The sequence below is a fragment of the Enterococcus sp. AZ015 genome (assembly GCF_050499225.1).
GTDB classification, from domain to species: Bacteria; Bacillota; Bacilli; order Lactobacillales; family Enterococcaceae; genus Enterococcus_D; species Enterococcus_D entomosocium.
Genome location: NZ_JBMHEX010000001.1, coordinates 1,951,127 through 1,971,141, shown reverse-complemented (window position 1 = coordinate 1,971,141; position 20,015 = coordinate 1,951,127). Strand labels below are relative to the sequence as shown.

The window sequence follows — 20,015 nt, the reverse complement described above, 5'->3', positions numbered from 1 at the left end:
TTTTTAATAGTATACCACTTTTTTTACAAATTTTTTTTGTTTGCGGCTAAAGTCGCAAGCTTTTTTTTTCAAAATCATCTATAATGTTATAAAAAAGGGAGGGAATCTTTTGTTCGACAAATTCAAACAATCAAAACTGTTCTTTTGGTCATTGGAAGCATTGGTTTTAGTGACACTCGTGTTTGTGTTAAGTAAAGTCAATTTTCTATTTGCACCGATCGGCACGTTTTTTTCTACTTTATTTGCACCAGTATTGATTGCTGGCTTTCTGTATTACCTGCTAAATCCAATCGTCTTATTTTTGATGAAAACCACAAAAATAAAACGACTGTTTGCTGTCATATTGGTTCTGTTGTTATTAGTAGCAGCAATCATCTTGATTTTCGTCAGCGTTATTCCTAATCTAGTGAGTCAGATTACTTCATTGGCGGAAAATATTCCAACATTTGCCAAAAATATGGAAAGTTGGATCTCAAGAATCGCAGATGATCCATTTTTCAAACAAATCGATATCGCGCAGCAGTTAGAAAACCTAAATCTTTCTTATGGTTCTTTGCTGCAGCAGTTTCTTAGTGGGTTATCCACTAGCTTAGGATCGATCGTCAGTACGATTGCTTCCGCGACGATGATCATCGTTACAGTACCATTCATCCTTTTTTACATGTTGAAGGATGGAGAAAAGCTAGTTCCTAATCTGAAAACTGTCTTTCCAGAAAGAAGACGAGATCAGATTGTTGGGTTGCTAGGTGACTTAAACAAGACATTATCCAATTACATTAGTGGGCAAGCGATCGAATGTATTTTTGTCGCTACCTTCACGTTTATTGGTTACTGGATGATCGGCGTTAACTATGCCTTTCTTTTTGGGGTAATTGCAGGCGTCACAAACTTGATCCCTTATTTAGGCCCATATCTTGGTTTGATTCCGGCGGTGTTAGTGACGGTCTTTGATGAACCATTTCGCGCATTATTATGCTGTATCGTGGTTCTGGTCGTCCAACAATTAGACGGAAATGTTATTTACCCGAATGTAATCGGAAAATCATTGGCGATCCATCCGTTAACGATCATTTTGGTCTTATTAGTTGCTGGAAATCTAGCTGGCTTGCTGGGGATTTTCCTAGGTGTGCCATTTTATGCGATTTGCCGAACGATCGTCGTCTTTATTGTTCGCCTGATCAAAGACGACAAAATTAAGAAAAATCAGGAACGGTTGATCGAATAATCAATGACTGGTGTTTTTTATTGCAAAGAAAAAAACTTTGTGATAGGATTTTATCGTGGGCTAAGCCCACGATTTTTTTTAGAAAATGAAAAAATAAGGAGAGAATGCTATTATGAATGCTGACCCCGAGAGTCAGTCGCTTCTAGCGCAAATTTTATTATTGATCGTTTTGACATTGATCAACGCTTTTCTAGCGGCCTCTGAGATCGCAGTTGTCTCAGTTAACAAAAACCGTGTGGAGCAAAAAGCGGAAGAAGGAAATGTCAAATCACAAAAATTATTGAAAATCATTGATAATCCAACAAATTTCTTGTCAACGATCCAAGTTGGGATTACCTTGGTGAATATTTTATCTGGGGCATCTCTGGCAGATACCTTGTCGACCCGTTTGGCACCTTTATTAGGTGGAGGGACGGCGGCTAAAAGCTTAGCGAACATTATTGTTTTAGCGATCTTGACGTATGTGTCGATCGTTTTCGGTGAGTTGTATCCAAAACGGATCGCCATGAACAAATCAGAAGAAGTTGCCCAGTTCACTTCTGGTGTCATTCGAACGATCGGGATTATTGCAAAACCTTTCGTCTGGTTCTTATCTGCTTCGACAAGTTTATTGGCGCGCATCACTCCAATGGAATTTGACGATGAAGACACGAAGATGACCCGTGATGAAATGCGGTATATGTTGGAAACAGAAGGGGTCTTTGAAGAAGATGAATTAGAGATGCTGCAAGGGATCTTTTCATTAGACACGAAAGTCGCCCGGGAAGTCATGGTTCCTAGAACCTCAGCCTTTATGGTGGACATCAATGACTCAGTAGAAGAAATTTTGACTGAAATTTTAGCAGAAAATTATTCTCGTATTCCTGTATATAATGAAGATAAAGACAAAGTCGTAGGGATTCTACATACCAAAAATCTTTTGAAATGTGCGTACAAATACGGCTTTGATACGATGGACATCAAACAAATCCTGCAGGAACCATTGTTTGTGCCAGAAACGGTCTTTATCGATGATTTGCTTTATGAATTAAAGAAAACCCAAAACCAAATGGCGATTTTGCTTGATGAATATGGCGGCGTCGTTGGATTGGTTACACTAGAAGACTTGCTAGAAGAAATCGTCGGCGAGATCGATGATGAATCAGATGAAGTCGAAGAGCTTTATGAAAAAATCTCAGATAAAGAATATGTCATCCAAGGACGCATGTTGATCGATGATTTTAATGAAGCCTTCAACATGAGCTTGCATATGAGTGATGTGGATACGATGGCAGGATATTTGATCACTGCTTTAGGATTAATCCCCGATGAAGGAGAAAAACTATCCTTCGAAGTGGACAATGTGAAGCTGATCTCTGAAGAAATGGAAGGATCACGCGTCTTGAAGATCCGGGTGATTTTCCACGACCCGGAAGAAGGGGAAGTGGAACCAGAGGAAGAGCGGCGCTATTTCCGTAAAGATTTTGAGGAAGATGAGCCTCGCCGTTAAAGTTCCGTATAAATGAAATGAGAAAGACCAAGGCAGTTGCTTTGGTCTTTTTTGTTCGTTTTTTTACGTATTCCCCTTGATTTGTATGGAAGAAACGGTTACGATAAATTTATTGAATAATACAGTTTAAAAACAGATAAAAAAACACGTGTATCTTATCGTTAAGCAGTTTGATTGCAATTTTCCGTAAGAAAAGCGAGAATATCCATAGAAATATAATGAGAATGAGGGGCTTGAAATGAAATTTTACCGTATGCTTAGTGAAGATATCCGTTACAATTTGGCGACTGAAGAGTATTTGATGAATAACGTAGATGTTTCGGAGCCTTGTCTTCTGTTATACATACAAAAACCATGTGTTATAATCGGCAGAAATCAAAATGCGTATCAAGAGATTGATTTTGACTATCTAAGAAGCCGTAAGATCGTTTTGACTCGCAGAACGTCTGGTGGTGGAGCGGTTTATGACGATCTAGGCAATATGAGTTTTAGTTTTGTCACCAAAAAAGATGCCACGAGCTTTGGTGACTATCAAAGTGCAACACAACCTATCATGAAAGGCTTAGCGGCAATGGGAGCCAAGGATGTTGAAGTACATGGCCGTAATGATCTGTTCATTGATGGGAAAAAGTTTTCTGGCAATGCGATGTATACAAAAAAAGGCCGGACGTATTCCCATGGCACATTGATGTATGATGTGGATCTAGAAGAATTGACGAAAGTTCTACATGTTGCCCAAGAAAAAATTGCTTCTAAAGCCACGAAATCAGTTCGGAAAAGTGTGACGAATATCAAGCCCTTTTTGGCAGAGCAATACCAATCAATGGATACCAAGGAATTTCGAGATACACTGCTTTGCCGAATCTATGAAGTAGAATCGATTGATGAAATCAGTGAGCAAGAGATCGTCTTAACGGAAACCGATCGACAAGCGATCCAAACACTCTTTGAAGAACGATATGCCAATAATGAGTGGATTTTTAATGAAGCGCCTGCTTTCGAATGGCAAAAAAGAAAGCGGTTTGAGCAGGTTGGGATTGTTGAAGTCGATTTTACTGTCAACAAAGGCAAGATTGCAGCGATTCAAATTACCGGTGATTTTTTTGGACAAAAAGAGATCAGTGAACTTGAAGCGATGTTGCAAGGTATTGATTTTGAAAAAAGCACCATTAGCCGCTTGCTAGAGGGAATCGCCATTGATCAGTTTATCCATCAGATGACCGCTTCTGAATTTTTAGCATTGCTGTTTGATTAGGAGGAAAAAGATGTTAGAAGCGATCAATCTCACAAAGCGTTACGATCGAAAAGTTCTCGGTGGTTTGTCTTTTTCTGTTCAGGCAGGAGAAATCGTTGGGGTCGTCGGCAAAAGCGGCTCAGGAAAATCGACGTTGTTGCGGCTTTTAAACTTGATTGAAACCCCAGACAGCGGGGAATTACTTTTTGATGGCAAAAAAATCGATACATCGAATAAAAAGCATCTGCTACGTGCACAACAAGAAATCGGCATGATTTTTCAAAATTACAATCTGTTACACAATCGAACCGTTTTCGAAAATGTCTATTTGCCCTTGAAGTTAATGGGAAAGTCAGCAGATATGGTACTTGAGATGCTTTCGTTTGTTGGCATGGAAGATAAAGCCCACATCTATCCGGCCAAGTTAAGCGGCGGAGAGAAACAACGAGTGGCTATTGCACGGGCTTTGATCCGTGAGCCAAAAATCTTGCTGTGTGACGAGCCCACTAGTGCGCTGGACGAAGATACGAAAGCCGATGTTCTTGCTTTGCTGCAAAATGTTCAACAGACGTTTCAACCAGCTGTCGTCTTTGTCAGTCATGAGCTATCGGCCGTCCGACAAATTTGTCAACGTGTGTTTGTATTGGAGGACGCCGTCTTTGAGGCGGAGTTTGCCAATCAGCCACAACCAATCGTCCGCATTGAAAGCTCTTATGTGAGCAAAGTGGAGAGGAGTCTGCTGCATGACGATCAGTGAGAGTATTTTGTATTATCTGCCTGAATTGCTGCAATCTTTGAAAGAAACAGCGATCATGATGGGCATTTCGATGCTCGCAGCCATTGTCTTAGGTCTACCGTTAGGTGTCTGGCTTTTTCTCAGTCGCAGCCGAGGGAAAAAAGTCTCATTTCTTTATGAGTGTTTGAATCTCATTGTGACGATCATCCGCTCGTTTCCTTTTTTATTATTTGTTGTAGCGTTGATCCCGTTGACGCGGATGCTTTTAGGCAGCTCATTTGGACCGATTCCCGCCAGTTTTCCTTTGAGCATCGTTGCTATGAGTATTTTTGCTCGTTTGACGGAGCAAGTGCTGTTGGATGTTCCAGAAGAAGTTTCTTATTTGGCGAAATCTCTTGGTGTCAGTCAATGGCAGTATGTTTGGTCGTTTTTACTAGTGGAAGCTAGAAGCGGCTTGATTTTATCTTTAACGACGACAGCAGTCAGCATGGTTTCTTATTCGACGGTGATGGGGATCGTTGGTGGCGGCGGTATCGGCGATTTTGCGATCCGTTATGGGTACCAGCGTTATGAGTATGGCGTGATGTATTTTGCAATTATCATCATGATTCTTTTGGTCTTTATCCTGCAAGGGATTGGCAATCAAGCAGCAAGAAAACTTGATAAACGAAAATAGGAGGAATAAAAGTGAAAAAAGGATTTGTTTTAGGATTGAGTGTATTGGCATTAGGTGTATTGGGGGCTTGCGGTACAGGTTCTGATGAAGCGAGCGAAGAGAAAATCATCAAGGTCGCTTCGCAAACGACGCCAATGACCGATGTCGTAAAGGTTGCAGCTGAAGCAGTGGAAGATGGCTGGGAAATCCAATTGGTCCAAGTCAATGACAATATCCAGTACAATGAGTTGCTGAATAATGACGAGGTCGATGCTAACTTTGCGCAACATGAACCATATATGCAAATGTATAATGAAGAAAAAGATGCAAACCTAGTGGCACTAGATAAAATCTACAACGCAAAAGTCGGTTTTTATTCCAAAGAGTATACGAATATCAATGATATTCCAGAAGGAACGAAAGTCGCATTGCCAAATGATGTGTCCAATGAAGGTCGAGCGTTAGCGATTTTAGCAGAAGAAGGATTGATCACCCTTAAAGAAGGCGTTGGTGTCAATGGAACACTTAAAGATGTTACCGAAAATCCGAAAAATTTTGAGTGGTTATCTGTCGATTTACTGAATCTTGCGGAAGCCTATGATGAACCAAACGTATCTTTGGTATACAATTACCCAACCTATATCGCGAAAATCGGTTTGAAACCAGCAGATGCCCTTTTCTTAGAAAAGACCATCGATGATCGCTTTGCTATCTCATTGGTTGCTCGAGAAGACAATCAAGATTCTGAAAAAATCGCTGTATTGCGCCGTGCCATGACTAGCGATAAAGTTCGTGAGTTTTTAGAAAACGAGCATAGCGATACCTTATTGCCAGCATTTTAATTTATTTCTATCAAAATGGAAGGAGCGCCCTTTGCCTAACTCTCTAAAAGAGAGTAGTCAAAGGGGTTTCTTGTCTTTTTTTGCTTTTTTATCACCCTTATCCATGATATACTGATTTGGTCAGAAAACTAGCGACAGTCTAAAATAGACACTGTTCGCATTGTAAATACAAGAAATGGAGCAATAGAATCAATGGATAATCCAAAATTAAAACAACAAGTCGATAGTCGCCGTACCTTTGCGATTATTTCCCATCCGGATGCGGGGAAAACAACCATTACAGAACAATTATTATTATTCGGTGGCGCGATTCGCCAAGCTGGTACGGTCAAAGGGAAAAAGACTGGTAATTTCGCAAAGTCCGACTGGATGGAAATCGAAAAACAACGGGGGATCTCCGTTACCAGTTCCGTTATGCAGTTTGATTACCAAGGCAAACGGGTCAATATTTTAGATACCCCTGGGCATGAGGACTTTTCTGAAGATACCTACCGTACCTTGATGGCGGTGGATAGTGCTGTCATGGTGATCGATAGCGCAAAAGGGATCGAAGCACAAACGAAAAAACTCTTCCAGGTCGTTAAAAAACGTGGTATTCCGATTTTTACTTTTATCAATAAACTCGACCGTGATGGCCGCGAACCATTAGAATTATTAGAAGAACTAGAAGATCTTTTAGAGATCGAATCATTTCCAATGAATTGGCCGATCGGCATGGGGAAAGGCTTGGAAGGACTGTATGATATCCACAACCAACGGGTCGAATTTTACCGTCCTGACAATCACGGTGGGGAACGTTTAGTTGCCCTAGATGAAAATGGTCAATTCCCAGCAGATCATCCATTTGCCGAAGATGGGCTGTTCCAACAAGTTTTAGAAGAAGTGGAATTGCTGCAAGAAGCTGGCGACGCCTTTGATACAGAAAAAATCGCTCGGGGCGATCAAACCCCTGTATTCTTTGGTTCTGCTTTCACAAATTTTGGCGTACAGACCTTTTTAGAAACCTTCTTGACTTTTGCACCAGCACCTTACGGACATAAAACACTAGCTGGTGAGGAAGTCAGTCCTTATGAACCAGAAATGTCTGGGTTTGTATTCAAGATCCAAGCAAACATGAATCCTGCCCATCGTGACCGGATCGCCTTTGTCCGCATTTGTTCAGGAACCTTTGAACGAGGCATGGACGTTACTTTAGAACGTACTGGCAAAAAAATGAAACTCAGCAATGTGACTCAATTTATGGCTGATACCCGTGAAAATATTGAAGAAGCTGTCGCCGGAGATATTATTGGTGTCTATGACACGGGGAATTATCAAATCGGTGACACGATCTATGAAGGAAAACTAAAAGTTGCTTACGAAGAGCTGCCATCGTTTACTCCGGAACTCTTTATGAAAGTTACTGCGAAAAATGTGATGAAGCAAAAATCTTTCCATAAAGGAATCTATCAGTTGGTCCAAGAAGGGGCTATCCAGTTGTACAAGACGTATCTTAGTGATGAGTATATCATCGGTGCTGTCGGGCAACTGCAATTTGAAGTTTTCCAATATCGCATGATGAATGAGTACAATGCGGAAGTCATCATGACCCCAATGGGCCACAAGATCGCCCGTTGGATCGATCCGAAAGACTTGGATGAGCGTATGAGCTCCAGTCGTAACATTTTAGCGAAAGACCGTTTCGACCAGCCATTGTTCTTGTTTGAGAATCAATTTGCGATGCGTTGGTTCGCAGATAAGTACCCAGATGTCGAATTGAAGAGTTTGATGTAAGAGCCGTTTCCCGCGAGCCTGTCTAGGTATGCGCAACTCTGTACGTAAGGCTGATCTTTTTGAATTGAACGATCGTAGAAAGTCCTTTCTTATCAAAATGGATAAGAAGGGGCTTTTTTTTGCTGAAAACGTGCTTTTGATACAGAAAGAAGGCTGTGTGATTGGGGCAATGGTCCAATGATCAGACAATTATCCTAATTTATAAACATTCTTTTAAAAGAAGATAAAAAGAGTTGGAAAAAGAGCGTAGTATTAAAGATGACCGCAAGGAAGTGCACTTGAAATGAATAGAAAAATATCATAGGCACATTTGGTGATTCAGGAAATTTTCACTTGTTTGAAAGTAGAGGGAAAGCAGAGAATAGATTGCCAGTGATAGAGGTCATTTAATCATTTGATCGAGGGACAAGTTCTTTTTGTCAGATGCTACTAGTGAAGACTAAACTTTCTTTATCTGAGCATGATTCGGTTATAGCCCTTAAAACTTCATTTGAAGCACTTCTAACAGATGGCTTAAGTTTTCAGTTGGTGAACCATGGCTTCATAACTTCAAAATGAATTAGTCTCATTGCTAGTCTACTAGTTATCTATAGATCGATTTTGCTAAAGCGAATGATTATTTGTTAAATAAAAGTGATTTCTGAAAGAAGAAAGGGGACCATGTAGTGCTAAAAAGTTTGTTATTTATATTTTCGGCGATATTTTTCTTTCCAACAGTAGAGGCTGCGGCTGATGAGGTTTCCGAAACGTTGATTTTTGATTTGAACACGATTGACTTTAAGGACGAACACTATTATTTGTTGAAAACCACACAAGATCTTCAGCTGACCGTCGATAGCAACGGCAGTGAAGGTGCTTTTGGCGTAGAGATCACAGCTGTCGGGAAGGCATTTTCAGCAGAACTAAACAGCGTGAACGGTTCGGAAGAGAAAATCATTCAGATTGAGGATACTGATGAAGCATCAATGATTCTTAACGTAGCTGCAACATTGAACATAAAGGAATATCTTGATTCCAACTCTGAGTACTACCTATCAGTCACTTTTACAGCAATTGATGATTCAGAGACCTTTACGAAAGATATAAAAATGAATCAGACGGATGAGGAAAAAGAAGAGATATCGGATGAGAATTTAATGACTGAAGACCAAGACGATGAAAAGCAAGAAGACAATGGCATCGAAGATGATTCTGAGAGCCAAAAGGAAGAAGCAGAATCTATTTACGACGAGCAAGCAAACTTGGAAGAAGACTCGCTTGATAAGGATTCTACCAAACTAGAAGATTCAATCAGTGATGTTGAGGATGAGGCTGGTACTGAGTTTTTTTTAGGGAAGAAAAGCCAATGTGAGACAGCAACATTTTTTTCAAAAGAAATGATCATTGAAACAAATATGTTTAGATTTATATTAGGAAAAACCGCTTATTTGATATGAGCAGTTTTTCTTGTCTCACTTCTTCTATTTCTTCCTAAAGAGGAAACCATGGAGAGAAGATACGCAACATTTCTTTAAAAAGGAATCTCTCAATAATTGATGACCAATGGAATAAGTAGAAGCAGAACAAAAGAGAGGAACTAGCCCTCTCTTTTTCTTTTTGATTTTAAAATGTAGATGACTGCAGTTGCTAGCGCTGCAATGAGAACAAAGATGATCCAGATAAGGATTTGATTATTTGTCTGAACGTTGGCAGCGTTCGTTGGACGGTTCTCTTTTTTGAAGTTATCCAAGTCCTCTTTCTCATAAGAAAAAGTAGTGGTGATCGCTTTTCTAGTTGTTTCTATTGTTAAACGGTATTCGCCTTCAATAAGCTCACTATCGTCTATTAAAGGAATCTGCATTCTTGATTTGGTTAACGGCGTTAAAAGAACGGAATCTGCTAACTCTCCAGAGGCAATTGTTTCTCCATTTGGGTTTATTAGTTCGTAGAGCGCATTGTTTAAGTTGCCTAAAATAGGATTATAGTTGAGGGCATAAAATTGTAGGTTTATCGTGTCCTGAAGAGCAACAAATGAGAAATCTTGATAAATAATATCTTGAATATCCTCATATTTGCTAAAAATTAAGTTGATAAAAATGATAGACTCGTAGGCAGACGCAATACTAATAGAATCTTCAGCTGTTTGAACACCTAATATTTGCTTAAAATTAATTCCACCCATTACAGTACCTTCAAGCTCTATGTCGTCTGGAACATTTATGGTAATGCTGACACCAACAGATTCATTAGGAGCAATTTCTATTTGATTCTCTTCGTCTATAGCTTCTGAAGCGATAGTAACATAATTTGAAAAGTCGTATTTATCATCGAGAAGGTTCTCTGTATTCGAAGTGTACAAAATAGAGGATTCTCTTGAAATAGCAGTTGAAGCAAAGGGAGTGACCACTATTGATGAATCACCAGCTCCGATGTTTTCCAATTTAATGTCAAATGTATACTTTTTATCAACATCAGAAGGAAGAGTAATAGTATTTCTTGATGTCTCATATTCGGTATCGCTAAGCGATAGTTTTAAAGTATTCGTTGTCTCATTCGCTGTTGCAATACTTATATTTATATTTGCGATTATTGTCAATATGAGGAAGAACACAGAAACTCTTAGAAAGGAGTCTCTGTGTTTTGATATTTTATCCATATGTTATCCTTTTTAAGAATTAAAGGTCTTGGCCATTGTCTAAGTCAGTAGTATCTGATGCAGTAACTGTGATAGTGGGTGTGCCATCTAGCAAAGCAGTTTGACGATTGAATGTGAAAGTTGTATCTACGCTGGTAGCTACTGATTGGGAAATAGCTTCTGCTTCAACGGCAACATCACCATTTTCGGTGATAACGATTCCTTCAGAATCAGAAGAAACTGTAATTGTAACTTTATTAACTGAACGAGTTAAGTTTGTTAATGTTCCGCCAACGTTTTCAATAGTTCCTGTCATTGTTCCGTTGACAAATAATGCTGGACTTATTTCGAACGTTTCGTTTAAATTCATATCATTAAATGCAAAACTAGATGTTCCTTCTGTTATAGTAACAGCAAATGGAACAGAGGGAACCTCTGGCATAGCAACATCTGCTGACGCAGTGATTCCTCCTACTAGTAGTAAAGATGTTGCCAATGTAGTACCCAAAATAACTTTTTTCATAATAAAACCTCACTTTAATTTTTGCAGATGATTTACTGCTTAAATAAAGTATACAATGATGATGTATTAAGTTATTATCCGTTTTTGCGCTATTTTTAATGAAAAAGTAGAAAGTATTTTATTAATCTGATTTTTTATAAAATAATTTAATCAAATTTTCTAGTAGTCAAGTGATGTTGATTATCAAGTCCACATATTTTTCTGTGTAGCAATTGTCCGTGCGGTAATGATTTATATGAAAACAATTTTGTTGCAATGTTACAATTTGGCTAATATTTTAAGTCAAGATCTTCTCAGAGTTGAAAGAATTGTCGTTCCAACTAGGATTCGACCTAGCAAAGTAATTATATTGTTATTCGTAGTCTCTGAGAATTTGCTCTGAATCAGTCGCTGTCAGGGGAATCAGTTCTGAAGATTCATATCTGTTATTTCTTTCGTGAACATCTGCAATTCAGTAGAATACAATCTTCTATCATTTTTAAGATACTATTTATAGAAGTAGTTATACGAGTATGAACTATTGCATAGGTGGGGATTGAACGTATTGTTCTATTTATGCATTTCTATTGAATAGGCAATCAAAGTCATAGATTTGAAAATTATCAATTAATGTTTTTATTCAATTTGTAATCTGTACCTACAAATCTTCTACCTTAACGGGACAGAGATATTAAAGGTTGCTTCAAGCTTAAAATTATAAATCCGTACTTGTTTCATTTTAAAAATATCTCAAAAAAATTAGCTGTTTAGAATTACTATCTCATTAATACTAGATTTTAGTAGGATTCATAATATTAGGAGAATATACAATAAGACTCTTTGAAGAAACCTTAGAGTTTTTTTGTCTCTTTTATTTTTATGAAGTTGCTACTCGTTTCTAATTAACAGGTCTTTTAGTCAGTAGAAAGAAAAATGAGGAACAATGATTATTTTATTTGTAGTTTTTTTGAAAAAAAGACGATAAAAATCGGCTGGTTCTTACTATATCCTTAATAGCAGAGGATCAAAGTTCTTTTAAGGAGTGAATCAAAATGCTGCAAACCAAAATAAATTTCAGTCGACAAAAGAATGCTACTATGTTGACTGTGCGCTTTTTCAGCAACAAGACGAATACGATTTTAGAGAGAAATTTAATTGTGGATCAAGAAGATGATCGCCAATCGGTTCTTGACTACTTAGCACAATCACTAGGGGAAATCAACATCTTGCAATACTCTTCGAAAAACGTTTTGTGTATCGCTGAACGTTCAAGGTTAGAAAAAGCAGGCGGCACTCATCGATTGGAACATTTTTGGGGAGATGTGATCAGCTATATCGTTGAGTGCGTGGATAAATCTGGTGTTCATTATGATTTGCATGTCATTGGCAATGTTGATTCGGATGATGAAGAAATCATGCGGTCAATCAATCAAATGAGTGATGAATTGTCGATCATCAACATTTATGAATACAAAGATTGCTGGCTAAAAAGAGAAGATATTTTATTACAAGCTCTTTGAAATGAACTTGATTCCTCAAAGAAGTTTGTCCAGCTAGAAAATGATTTTACTCTCCAAGTCACTTACCAATCAATGAAAGAATACGAATTTTTTCTAAGTTTATGGAAACAGCTAATTCACAGGTTCTTTTTCAGGGTTTCCAACACTTTTTGTTACAAAAAATAAGAATCGTTTCACAAGTTTTTCTCACCCGTACTGTTTTAAAGAAGAGGGGATTTTTCTGAAGTTTTTATTAAAATTGTCCGTTTAATGAAAAAAGAGCTTAAATTTAAGTTTATTTTACTATAATTGGATACTGGGATACTTTTTAAATAAGGCGGGTAAAAAATTTTGGAGTATATAGAAAAATTGTATAGGTTTTATTTAACCAAAAAACAGGTAGATAAATTAACTGTTGTTAGAAATATCATTTTGGAGAAGCAGCTGTCTCTCGATAAAATATGTGAAACGACAAACAAATCTTTGTATCAGGTGAAAATATTGATCAATGAAATCGCCGAAGATATGAGAGAGTTTACGACTTTTGACGAGTCAATTTTTTTGCTGAAAAAGAGAACTGTTTATTTGTCACGAGAATTAAATGAAGAACAAAGCCTGCATATTTTTGTGAATCTAAAGAAAAAATATTTCTTAGAATCTCCTTATTATCGTCTATTATCCTATTTGTTAAGAAAAAGAAAGACCCGTATGGTGGACATCTCGGAAGAATTGATTTTTAGTATTTCTTATTGTTATAAATTGATCAGCTATCTTAAGAAAATGCTGGTTATCCAAAATGTTCCGATTACTATCAATAACAATACAGATTCCATTGATTTGACAGGGGCAGAGCCGTGTGTGAGGATGTATCATTATTTAGTTGAGATCATGGCTTGTAATGTATACATCAATCAGCGAACCCGTGCCAGCGTTGAATTAGCAGCTAAAGAATATGAGCCGTTAAAAACCACAAAAGTGAAGCACGACATTATGTTTTCAATCATTGAAAATGCGGTGTTGAGAGGCTATATTGTCAATGAGTTAGACGATGCTTCCATCACTATTTATGAGCAAATCAAGCAAATAGATGGGGAAAAGCAAGTGATCAAGCTGCTGCCGATCAGAAGTCAGCAAGATATTGAGAAAGAACAGATTTTTTATCATTTCTGGGTTTTTCTTTTCATACCTGAAACGATCTCGGATCAAGAAAAACTACTTTTGGGCCAAAAGCTGAGAAATCTTTTAGGAAATCCGCTGGTCGAATTTTCTGCCGATGTTGTAGCTGTCTTGTCGCAAAAGTATAATCTTTCTAAAGAGATCGAAGAATTCATTACCTATGAATTAGTGATGAATACATGGGGCTGTCTTCATCTCTTTTTGGATAGTTTTGTGTCTACTGAAGATTTGTCCTCTACGAACGAACGAGTATTAGAGGTGGAAGAGCTGATTGCAGCTGCCTTGCAGCGCCATTCGTTTGTAATAGAAAAAGAAGCCCTCTTCTTAAGGAAAATCGCTCAGATCACAGCGTCTTATTTACCTATCCAGGAAGAGGAACCGATTCGCATTGGTATTTCTCTTTTGAACCATCCAGAATATATTCCGGTCATTAAAAACAAACTGTTGAAAATTTACAATGAAAATGTGATTCACTTTAGTTCGAATTTAGGAGACTCAGATATATTGGTTTCTGATGGCGTGCTAATCCATAATGAGTCGCAGAAATTCACATTTTTTGGCAATGTTCATAGTACCAAGGATTGGCACAATCTAAATGTGATGATCCAGTCGATGATTTCTAATAAATATACTTGAAAAGAGAGCGTATGGCTCTCTTTTTTTACTTGAACATCAGGTATCGTTGGTCGAAGTACTAACTAATAGAAGGAAGAGAGAAGACAAAAAAAGATATCTATAAAAGAGGGCTGCGACAGTCACCTTTTATAGATATTTTTTAAACCCGTGATCAGGCAAAGCTAACGTGATGAGGATAACGTTTTTTTGATGGAGATTTCCACCACTTCGGGCATTTGGATCACAGAGATCGTTGCAGGATCATAAGAGCCATCAGGTAATTTTTTCAAGAAGTAATTTTTGATTTCTTCAACTTCCGTCGGGCGAATAGTTCTTTTTTTATTGATCAGCAAAATTTCATTGTGGTTCGGCGCTGAGGTAAAGATCACAGTTGTATCTCCGGCTGTGTAAACCTTTACAAGTTCCGCGTCGGTATTTTCAAGTTGATTCAATACTAGTCGAGAATGGCTGTTCGTAACATTGATTAATTTCACCAGACTCACCTCACATTCTATGTATTTATTAATAACATTATAGGGCGTTTTTTTTCAAAAGAAAAGCCAGACAACTCGGAATTACCCAATTTTTTGGCAAAACATGGTTGTCTGGCAAAGGAAACGTTTCGTTACACGTTTTGGCAGCTTGTTACTCGTTTGTTTCCGATGCTTCTTCTTCAGAAGCCGGATTGGCTTCTTCAAGAGGTGCAGGGGACTCAGCGGAGGTCACAATGATTTTATCTGCATCTTCTAATTGTGCTTTTAGTTGATGTACTTGTGGATGCTCAAGATAAAATTCTGCAATGCCGTCTTCGATTTGATCTTGGATGGTTCTACGCAATGGGCGAGCCCCCATCGTTGCACTATAACCAAGATCCACCAATTTTTCTTGCACGTCTTGTGGAACGTCGATATGCAGTTTTTGTTGGCTAAGGGTTTGATTGACTTCATGCAGCATGAGAGACACGATCGATAACAAGTTTTCCTTGCTTAAAGCTTTAAATTCGATGATGCCGTCAAAGCGGTTGAGAAACTCTGGTGTAAAGTAATTATTCAATTGATTCAAAACGGAACGAGTGATACCTTCACGCGCCGCACCGAAGCCAACGTTAGCTTCAACTTTGCCGGTTCCGGCATTACTTGTCATGATGATCAAGGTGTCCTTAAAGCTGACGGTACGTCCTTGAGCATCGGTCAAGCGACCATCATCGAGAATTTGCAAGAACATATGCAATACATCAGGATGGGCTTTTTCTACTTCATCTAATAGAATCAAGCTGTAAGGATTCCGACGAACTTTTTCAGTCAATTGACCTGCTTCTTCATAGCCAACATAGCCTGGAGGAGAACCAATCAATTTGGATACACTGTGTTTCTCCATGTATTCTGACATGTCGAAACGAATCATTGATTCTTCAGAACCAAACATTTCATAAGCTAATTGTTTTGCTAATTCGGTTTTACCGACACCGGTTGGACCGACGAATAGGAAAGAGCCGATCGGACGGTTTTGTTTGCCTAAACCGACCCGATTTCTGCGGATCGCTTTTGCAACTTTGTCGATTGCTTCGTCTTGACCAATAACTTTAGCTTTCAAGTCATCCGCAAGATTCCTCAACTGGGTTTGTTCTTTTTCTTTTAATTCCCCAACAGGGATATTTGTCCGTTCTTCAACGATTTGTTCCATGTCTTTTTCGGTGATGACAGGCGTTTCTTCTTCGCTGATTTGACGTTCTTTCATTTTTTGAAGCTTGTTGATTTGATCGCGATAGTAAGCAGCTTTTTCAAAATCTTCTTCTCGAGAGGCAGCTTGTTTTTGTTCTTCCGCTTCTTGTAATTTCTTTTCGATCGTTTTTGGATCAACGATTTGGATCGTCAAGTTTTTCTTCGAACCTGTTTCATCTAGCAGATCGATCGCTTTATCAGGCAAGAATCGATCTTGAATGTAACGGTTAGAAAGGGTAGCGGCAGCTGCGATCGCTTCATCCGTATATTTCACATGATGGTAATCTTCATAACGCGGTTGTAGGCCTTTTAAAATACGAATGGTTTCTTCCACAGAAGGTTCATCCACACGTACTGGTTGCAAACGCCGTTCTAAAGCGGCGTCTTTTTCGATAATGCGGTATTCATTTAACGTCGTTGCTCCGACCATTTGTAGTTCTCCACGGGCAAGAGCTGGTTTTAAGATGTTTCCAGCATCCATATTTCCGTCGCCGGCTGCACCAGCGCCAACGATTTCATGGACTTCATCGATAAACAAGATCACATTTTCCGCTTGCTTGATTTCTTCGATCAATTTTTGGATGCGTTCTTCAAATTGGCCACGAATACCTGTGCCTTGAACAAGCGACGCAACGTCCAAACGAATAACTTCTTTTTCCATCAATTTTTGTGGCACATCACCATCAACGATTTTTTGGGCTAACCCTTCAACAACGGCAGTTTTCCCAACCCCAGGTTCACCAATCAATACAGGATTATTTTTGGTTCGGCGATTAAGGATCTCGATCACGCGTTTGATTTCTGAATCACGACCGACCACTGGATCGACTTCACCATCACGAGCCATTTGAGTGATATTGATGCCATATTCTCCCAGCAGACCCGCAGGCGCTTGGTTATTGCGTGGTGGTTGCCCGCCAACAAAACCGTTACCGCCAGTTTGTGTCGGTGGGGTTTGTTCATAAGGGGTATTTCCTTGCTGCATTTGACGAGACATTTGACGGAATAAATCATCAAGATTGCCAAATCCAAAAGGATCTTGCGCCATTGCAGCTGCAGCATTCCCAGATTGTGCTTTTAATTTTTGGTAACAACTTTGACAATAATCGAGTTGTTTTCTTTGACCATTGACATTGGCATATAAATGAATTGAAGCTTCATTTTTGCCGCAATTTTGACAAAGCATAGATTCACGACCTTTCATATTTGTTCCAACAACCCTATTTTACGGCGCATTTGATTGCTTGTAAAAGAAAAGGGGCTGTGGGCAAAGTAACGGTCACCTTCAAGGTAATGTGTTATTGACCTTTACTGACCATAATTCTATTATACTAACTTTTTGTCAGACTGCAAGAATTTTACCTTTAAAAATTTTCCCTTCGATTTCACTTATAGAAGCGGTCTTTTAAATAAAAAGTAATTCCTATATAATAGAAAGAAAGAGGTGAGAATAGACGTTGGAGAACAGAGATTTTGCTGCAGAAGTAGTACGTTTACGCAATGGAGAGATCCAAGAATTGATTGTCCAACAGCCGGAATTTCTGGCGTTTAGAGATGTCTGGCTCCAGTTGGAAGACCGGTCTTCTTTTGTCGGAGAAGCGGGGTTAAATGGGAAGATCATCTACCGTTACGTGCAAGAAAATAAATAGGACATTTATTTCAATCGTTTATTTAAGAGAAAACGGTTGTCTATCGAGGAAAAAAATGGTAATCTTAACAGTTGAAAGGGCGATTTTTTTCGGGTATCATTGCATGCATGGAAATTTTGCCTTCACACAAAAAAACGTATCATAAAGGAGATTGATCAATATGGAAAAGAAAGATTTTCACGTAGTTGCTGAGACAGGGATTCACGCACGTCCAGCTACATTATTGGTTCAAACAGCAAGCAAATTCAACTCTGATATCAACTTAGAGTACAAAGGTAAATCAGTAAACCTTAAATCAATCATGGGCGTAATGTCATTAGGTGTTGGCCAAGGTTCTGATGTAACTATCACTGCTGAAGGTGCTGACGAAGCAGATGCAATCGCTGCAATCGTAGAAACAATGAAAAAAGAAGGTTTGTCTGAATAATGGTTGAGATGCTAAAAGGAATTGCTGCTAGTGATGGTGTAGCCGTTGCGAAAGCCTACCTGTTAGTACAACCTGATTTATCTTTTTCAAAAGTATCAGTTGAAGATACTGCAGCAGAGGAAGCACGCTTAGATGATGCGTTAGCGAAGTCAACAGCGGAATTACAACAAATCCGCGACAAAGCAGCGCAAACTTTAGGTGAAGCAGAAGCACAAGTATTTGATGCTCATTTAATGGTTCTTTCAGATCCTGAGATGATCGGTCAAATCAAACAAAACGTGACAGATAACAAAGTCAATGCAGAAGCTGCATTGAAAGAAGTTACTGACATGTATATTGGTATGTTTGAAGCAATGGATGACAATGCTTACATGCAAGAACGGGCAGCTGACATCAAAGATGTTGCTAAACGTATCTTGGCGCATTTGTTGAATGTGACTTTGCCTAATCCTTCAATGATCAACGAAGAAGTAGTCGTTGTTGCGCATGACTTGACACCAAGTGATACCGCACAATTAGACCGCAACTTTGTTAAAGCTTTTGTAACAGATATCGGTGGACGTACTTCTCATTCCGCAATCATGGCACGTTCTCTTGAAATCCCAGCAATCGTTGGAACGATGGAGATCACTGCAAAAGTGAAAGCGGGCGACATCTTAGCTGTTAACGGCATTATCGGTGACGTTATCGTCAACCCGACAGATGACCAAGCGGCTGAATTTGTTGAAGCTGGGAAAGCCTACGCAGATCAAAAAGCAGAGTGGGAAAAATTAAAAGATGCTGAAACAGTTACGGCTGATGGTAAGCACTTTGAATTAGCTGCGAACATTGGTACACCAAAAGATTTAGAAGGTGTCCACAACAATGGTGCAGAAGCAGTCGGTTTATACCGGACTGAATTCTTGTACATGGATTCTCCTGATTTCCCAACAGAAGAAGACCAATATAAAGCGTATAAAGCAGTTTTAGAAGGAATGGCTGGAAAACCAGTGGTTGTCCGCACAATGGATATCGGTGGCGATAAAGAACTTCCTTACTTAAAATTGCCTCATGAAATGAATCCTTTCTTAGGCTATCGTGCATTGCGTATCAGCTTGTCTGAACTTGGGGACGACATGTTCCGTACCCAACTTCGTGCGTTGTTACGTGCTTCTGCTCATGGTAACTTACGTATTATGTTCCCAATGGTGGCAACATTGAAAGAGTTCCGTACAGCGAAGAAAATGTATGAAGAAGAGCGTCAAAAATTGATTGACGAAGGCGTTGAGATTTCTAACGAGATCCAAGTCGGAATCATGATCGAAATTCCAGCAGCAGCTGTCTTAGCAGACAAGTTTGCGAAGGAAGTTGACTTCTTCAGTATTGGTACCAATGACTTGATCCAATACACAATGGCTGCAGACCGCATGAATGAACGCGTGTCTTACTTGTACCAACCATACAACCCATCCATCTTACGCTTGATCAAAAACGTGATCGATTCAGCGCATGCTGAAGGCAAATGGGCTGGTATGTGTGGAGAAATGGCCGGCGATCAAACTGCTGTGCCACTTCTTGTAGGTATGGGCTTAGATGAGTTCTCAATGAGTGCAACATCTGTTCTGAAAACACGTAGCTTAATGAAACGTTTGTCAACCACTGACATGCAAGAATTAGCAAAACGTGCTTTAGAAGATTGCGATACAATGGAAGAAGTTGTAGAGTTAATCGAACAGTATGTAAAATAATCATTTCTAGGCAACAAGCAATTTTTGCTTGTTGCCTTTTTTTGTTTTAAGAAGACATTTTGTTTGATTTGACTTGCAACAACTTACTACTTTTTTCAGAAAACGAACAGTTTTGTCATATCTTGGAATTA

The 20,015-nt window shown here is 38.9% G+C and carries 17 protein-coding genes; 13 read left to right on the top strand and 4 right to left on the bottom strand.

The window, feature by feature from the left end; translation table 11 throughout:
* The first annotated feature begins 109 nt into the window (after positions 1 to 109).
* The 8 genes from IGK85_RS09245 to IGK85_RS09210 all read left to right on the top strand — a co-directional run bounded on the left by IGK85_RS09245 (position 110) and on the right by IGK85_RS09210 (position 9,390).
* Entirely contained in the window at positions 110 to 1,225 is a 1,116-nt protein-coding gene (locus IGK85_RS09245; RefSeq protein ID WP_008378242.1) for an AI-2E family transporter, read from the top strand.
* Positions 1,226 to 1,337: 112 nt separating this feature from the next.
* A complete protein-coding gene (locus tag IGK85_RS09240; RefSeq protein WP_005235523.1) occupies positions 1,338 to 2,714 on the top strand; it encodes a hemolysin family protein in 1,377 nt (458 codons plus the stop codon).
* Between the two features lie 238 nt (positions 2,715 to 2,952).
* The gene (locus IGK85_RS09235; RefSeq protein ID WP_005235525.1) at positions 2,953 to 3,969 is read left to right on the top strand and encodes a lipoate--protein ligase; all 1,017 of its coding nucleotides are present in this window, start codon (positions 2,953 to 2,955) and stop codon (positions 3,967 to 3,969) included.
* Between the two features lie 10 nt (positions 3,970 to 3,979).
* Positions 3,980 to 4,705 carry a methionine ABC transporter ATP-binding protein gene (locus IGK85_RS09230; RefSeq protein ID WP_008378237.1) on the top strand — a complete coding sequence of 242 codons (726 nt, stop codon included), beginning with the start codon at positions 3,980 to 3,982 and terminating at the stop codon, positions 4,703 to 4,705.
* The gene (locus IGK85_RS09225) at positions 4,692 to 5,360 is read left to right on the top strand and encodes a methionine ABC transporter permease (protein ID WP_008378235.1); all 669 of its coding nucleotides are present in this window, start codon (positions 4,692 to 4,694) and stop codon (positions 5,358 to 5,360) included. The genes IGK85_RS09230 and IGK85_RS09225 overlap by 14 nt, the downstream gene beginning before the upstream one ends.
* Before the next feature lie 11 nt (positions 5,361 to 5,371).
* Complete coding sequence (locus IGK85_RS09220) at positions 5,372 to 6,181, top strand: MetQ/NlpA family ABC transporter substrate-binding protein (RefSeq protein WP_008378233.1); 810 nt, start codon at positions 5,372 to 5,374, stop codon at positions 6,179 to 6,181.
* Positions 6,182 to 6,373: 192 nt separating this feature from the next.
* The gene (locus tag IGK85_RS09215; protein WP_429972231.1) at positions 6,374 to 7,954 is read left to right on the top strand and encodes a peptide chain release factor 3; all 1,581 of its coding nucleotides are present in this window, start codon (positions 6,374 to 6,376) and stop codon (positions 7,952 to 7,954) included.
* A 665-nt stretch (positions 7,955 to 8,619) separates the two neighbouring features.
* Positions 8,620 to 9,390, top strand: a complete 771-nt coding sequence (locus tag IGK85_RS09210; RefSeq protein ID WP_008378229.1) for a hypothetical protein — start codon at positions 8,620 to 8,622, stop codon at positions 9,388 to 9,390.
* A gap of 140 nt (positions 9,391 to 9,530) precedes the next feature.
* Here IGK85_RS09210 and IGK85_RS09205 read toward each other — a convergent pair whose 3' ends face one another.
* A complete protein-coding gene (locus tag IGK85_RS09205; protein WP_005235552.1) occupies positions 9,531 to 10,589 on the bottom strand; it encodes a WxL protein peptidoglycan domain-containing protein in 1,059 nt (352 codons plus the stop codon).
* A 19-nt stretch (positions 10,590 to 10,608) separates the two neighbouring features.
* On the bottom strand, positions 10,609 to 11,091 hold the full coding sequence (locus tag IGK85_RS09200) for a hypothetical protein (protein ID WP_005235554.1): 483 nt from the start codon (positions 11,089 to 11,091) through the stop codon (positions 10,609 to 10,611).
* A gap of 1,031 nt (positions 11,092 to 12,122) precedes the next feature.
* Between IGK85_RS09200 and IGK85_RS09195 the strand changes: the two genes are divergently transcribed.
* Positions 12,123 to 12,590 carry a hypothetical protein gene (locus tag IGK85_RS09195; RefSeq protein ID WP_008378227.1) on the top strand — a complete coding sequence of 156 codons (468 nt, stop codon included), beginning with the start codon at positions 12,123 to 12,125 and terminating at the stop codon, positions 12,588 to 12,590.
* A gap of 471 nt (positions 12,591 to 13,061) precedes the next feature.
* Complete coding sequence (locus tag IGK85_RS09190; RefSeq protein WP_237714954.1) at positions 13,062 to 14,381, top strand: helix-turn-helix domain-containing protein; 1,320 nt, start codon at positions 13,062 to 13,064, stop codon at positions 14,379 to 14,381.
* A 161-nt stretch (positions 14,382 to 14,542) separates the two neighbouring features.
* Here IGK85_RS09190 and IGK85_RS09185 read toward each other — a convergent pair whose 3' ends face one another.
* Complete coding sequence (locus IGK85_RS09185) at positions 14,543 to 14,854, bottom strand: DUF1827 family protein (RefSeq protein ID WP_008378223.1); 312 nt, start codon at positions 14,852 to 14,854, stop codon at positions 14,543 to 14,545.
* 151 nt (positions 14,855 to 15,005) lie between these two features.
* Positions 15,006 to 17,267, bottom strand: coding sequence for an ATP-dependent Clp protease ATP-binding subunit (locus IGK85_RS09180; protein ID WP_034872578.1), 2,262 nt, complete (start codon positions 17,265 to 17,267; stop codon positions 15,006 to 15,008).
* A gap of 271 nt (positions 17,268 to 17,538) precedes the next feature.
* On the opposite strand from IGK85_RS09180, the gene IGK85_RS09175 reads away from it, so the two are divergent.
* The 3 genes from IGK85_RS09175 (at position 17,539) to ptsP (ending at position 19,884) form a co-directional block, all read left to right on the top strand.
* Positions 17,539 to 17,730 (top strand): hypothetical protein, encoded by a 192-nt coding sequence (locus IGK85_RS09175; RefSeq protein WP_005235564.1) that lies wholly within the window; start codon positions 17,539 to 17,541, stop codon positions 17,728 to 17,730.
* A gap of 160 nt (positions 17,731 to 17,890) precedes the next feature.
* Positions 17,891 to 18,157, top strand: a complete 267-nt coding sequence (locus tag IGK85_RS09170; protein WP_003126335.1) for a phosphocarrier protein HPr — start codon at positions 17,891 to 17,893, stop codon at positions 18,155 to 18,157.
* Complete coding sequence (gene ptsP, locus IGK85_RS09165; RefSeq protein ID WP_008378209.1) at positions 18,157 to 19,884, top strand: phosphoenolpyruvate--protein phosphotransferase; 1,728 nt, start codon at positions 18,157 to 18,159, stop codon at positions 19,882 to 19,884. Before IGK85_RS09170 ends, ptsP begins: the two co-directional genes overlap by 1 nt.
* The last annotated feature ends 131 nt before the right edge of the window (positions 19,885 to 20,015 follow it).

Bases quoted from the DNA above. Each gene is read 5' to 3' on its own strand.
- IGK85_RS09195 (WP_008378227.1), top strand. From the start codon at position 12,123: ATGCTGCAAACCAAAATAAATTTCAGTCGACAAAAGAATGCTACTATG.
- IGK85_RS09180 (WP_034872578.1), bottom strand. From the start codon at position 17,267: ATGCTTTGTCAAAATTGCGGCAAAAATGAAGCTTCAATTCATTTATAT.
- IGK85_RS09230 (WP_008378237.1), top strand. From the start codon at position 3,980: ATGTTAGAAGCGATCAATCTCACAAAGCGTTACGATCGAAAAGTTCTC.
- IGK85_RS09240 (WP_005235523.1), top strand. From the start codon at position 1,338: ATGAATGCTGACCCCGAGAGTCAGTCGCTTCTAGCGCAAATTTTATTA.
- IGK85_RS09170 (WP_003126335.1), top strand. From the start codon at position 17,891: ATGGAAAAGAAAGATTTTCACGTAGTTGCTGAGACAGGGATTCACGCA.
- IGK85_RS09225 (WP_008378235.1), top strand. From the start codon at position 4,692: ATGACGATCAGTGAGAGTATTTTGTATTATCTGCCTGAATTGCTGCAA.
- IGK85_RS09200 (WP_005235554.1), bottom strand. From the start codon at position 11,091: ATGAAAAAAGTTATTTTGGGTACTACATTGGCAACATCTTTACTACTA.
- IGK85_RS09235 (WP_005235525.1), top strand. From the start codon at position 2,953: ATGAAATTTTACCGTATGCTTAGTGAAGATATCCGTTACAATTTGGCG.
- ptsP (WP_008378209.1), top strand. From the start codon at position 18,157: ATGGTTGAGATGCTAAAAGGAATTGCTGCTAGTGATGGTGTAGCCGTT.
- IGK85_RS09205 (WP_005235552.1), bottom strand. From the start codon at position 10,589: ATGGATAAAATATCAAAACACAGAGACTCCTTTCTAAGAGTTTCTGTG.
- IGK85_RS09215 (WP_429972231.1), top strand. From the start codon at position 6,374: ATGGATAATCCAAAATTAAAACAACAAGTCGATAGTCGCCGTACCTTT.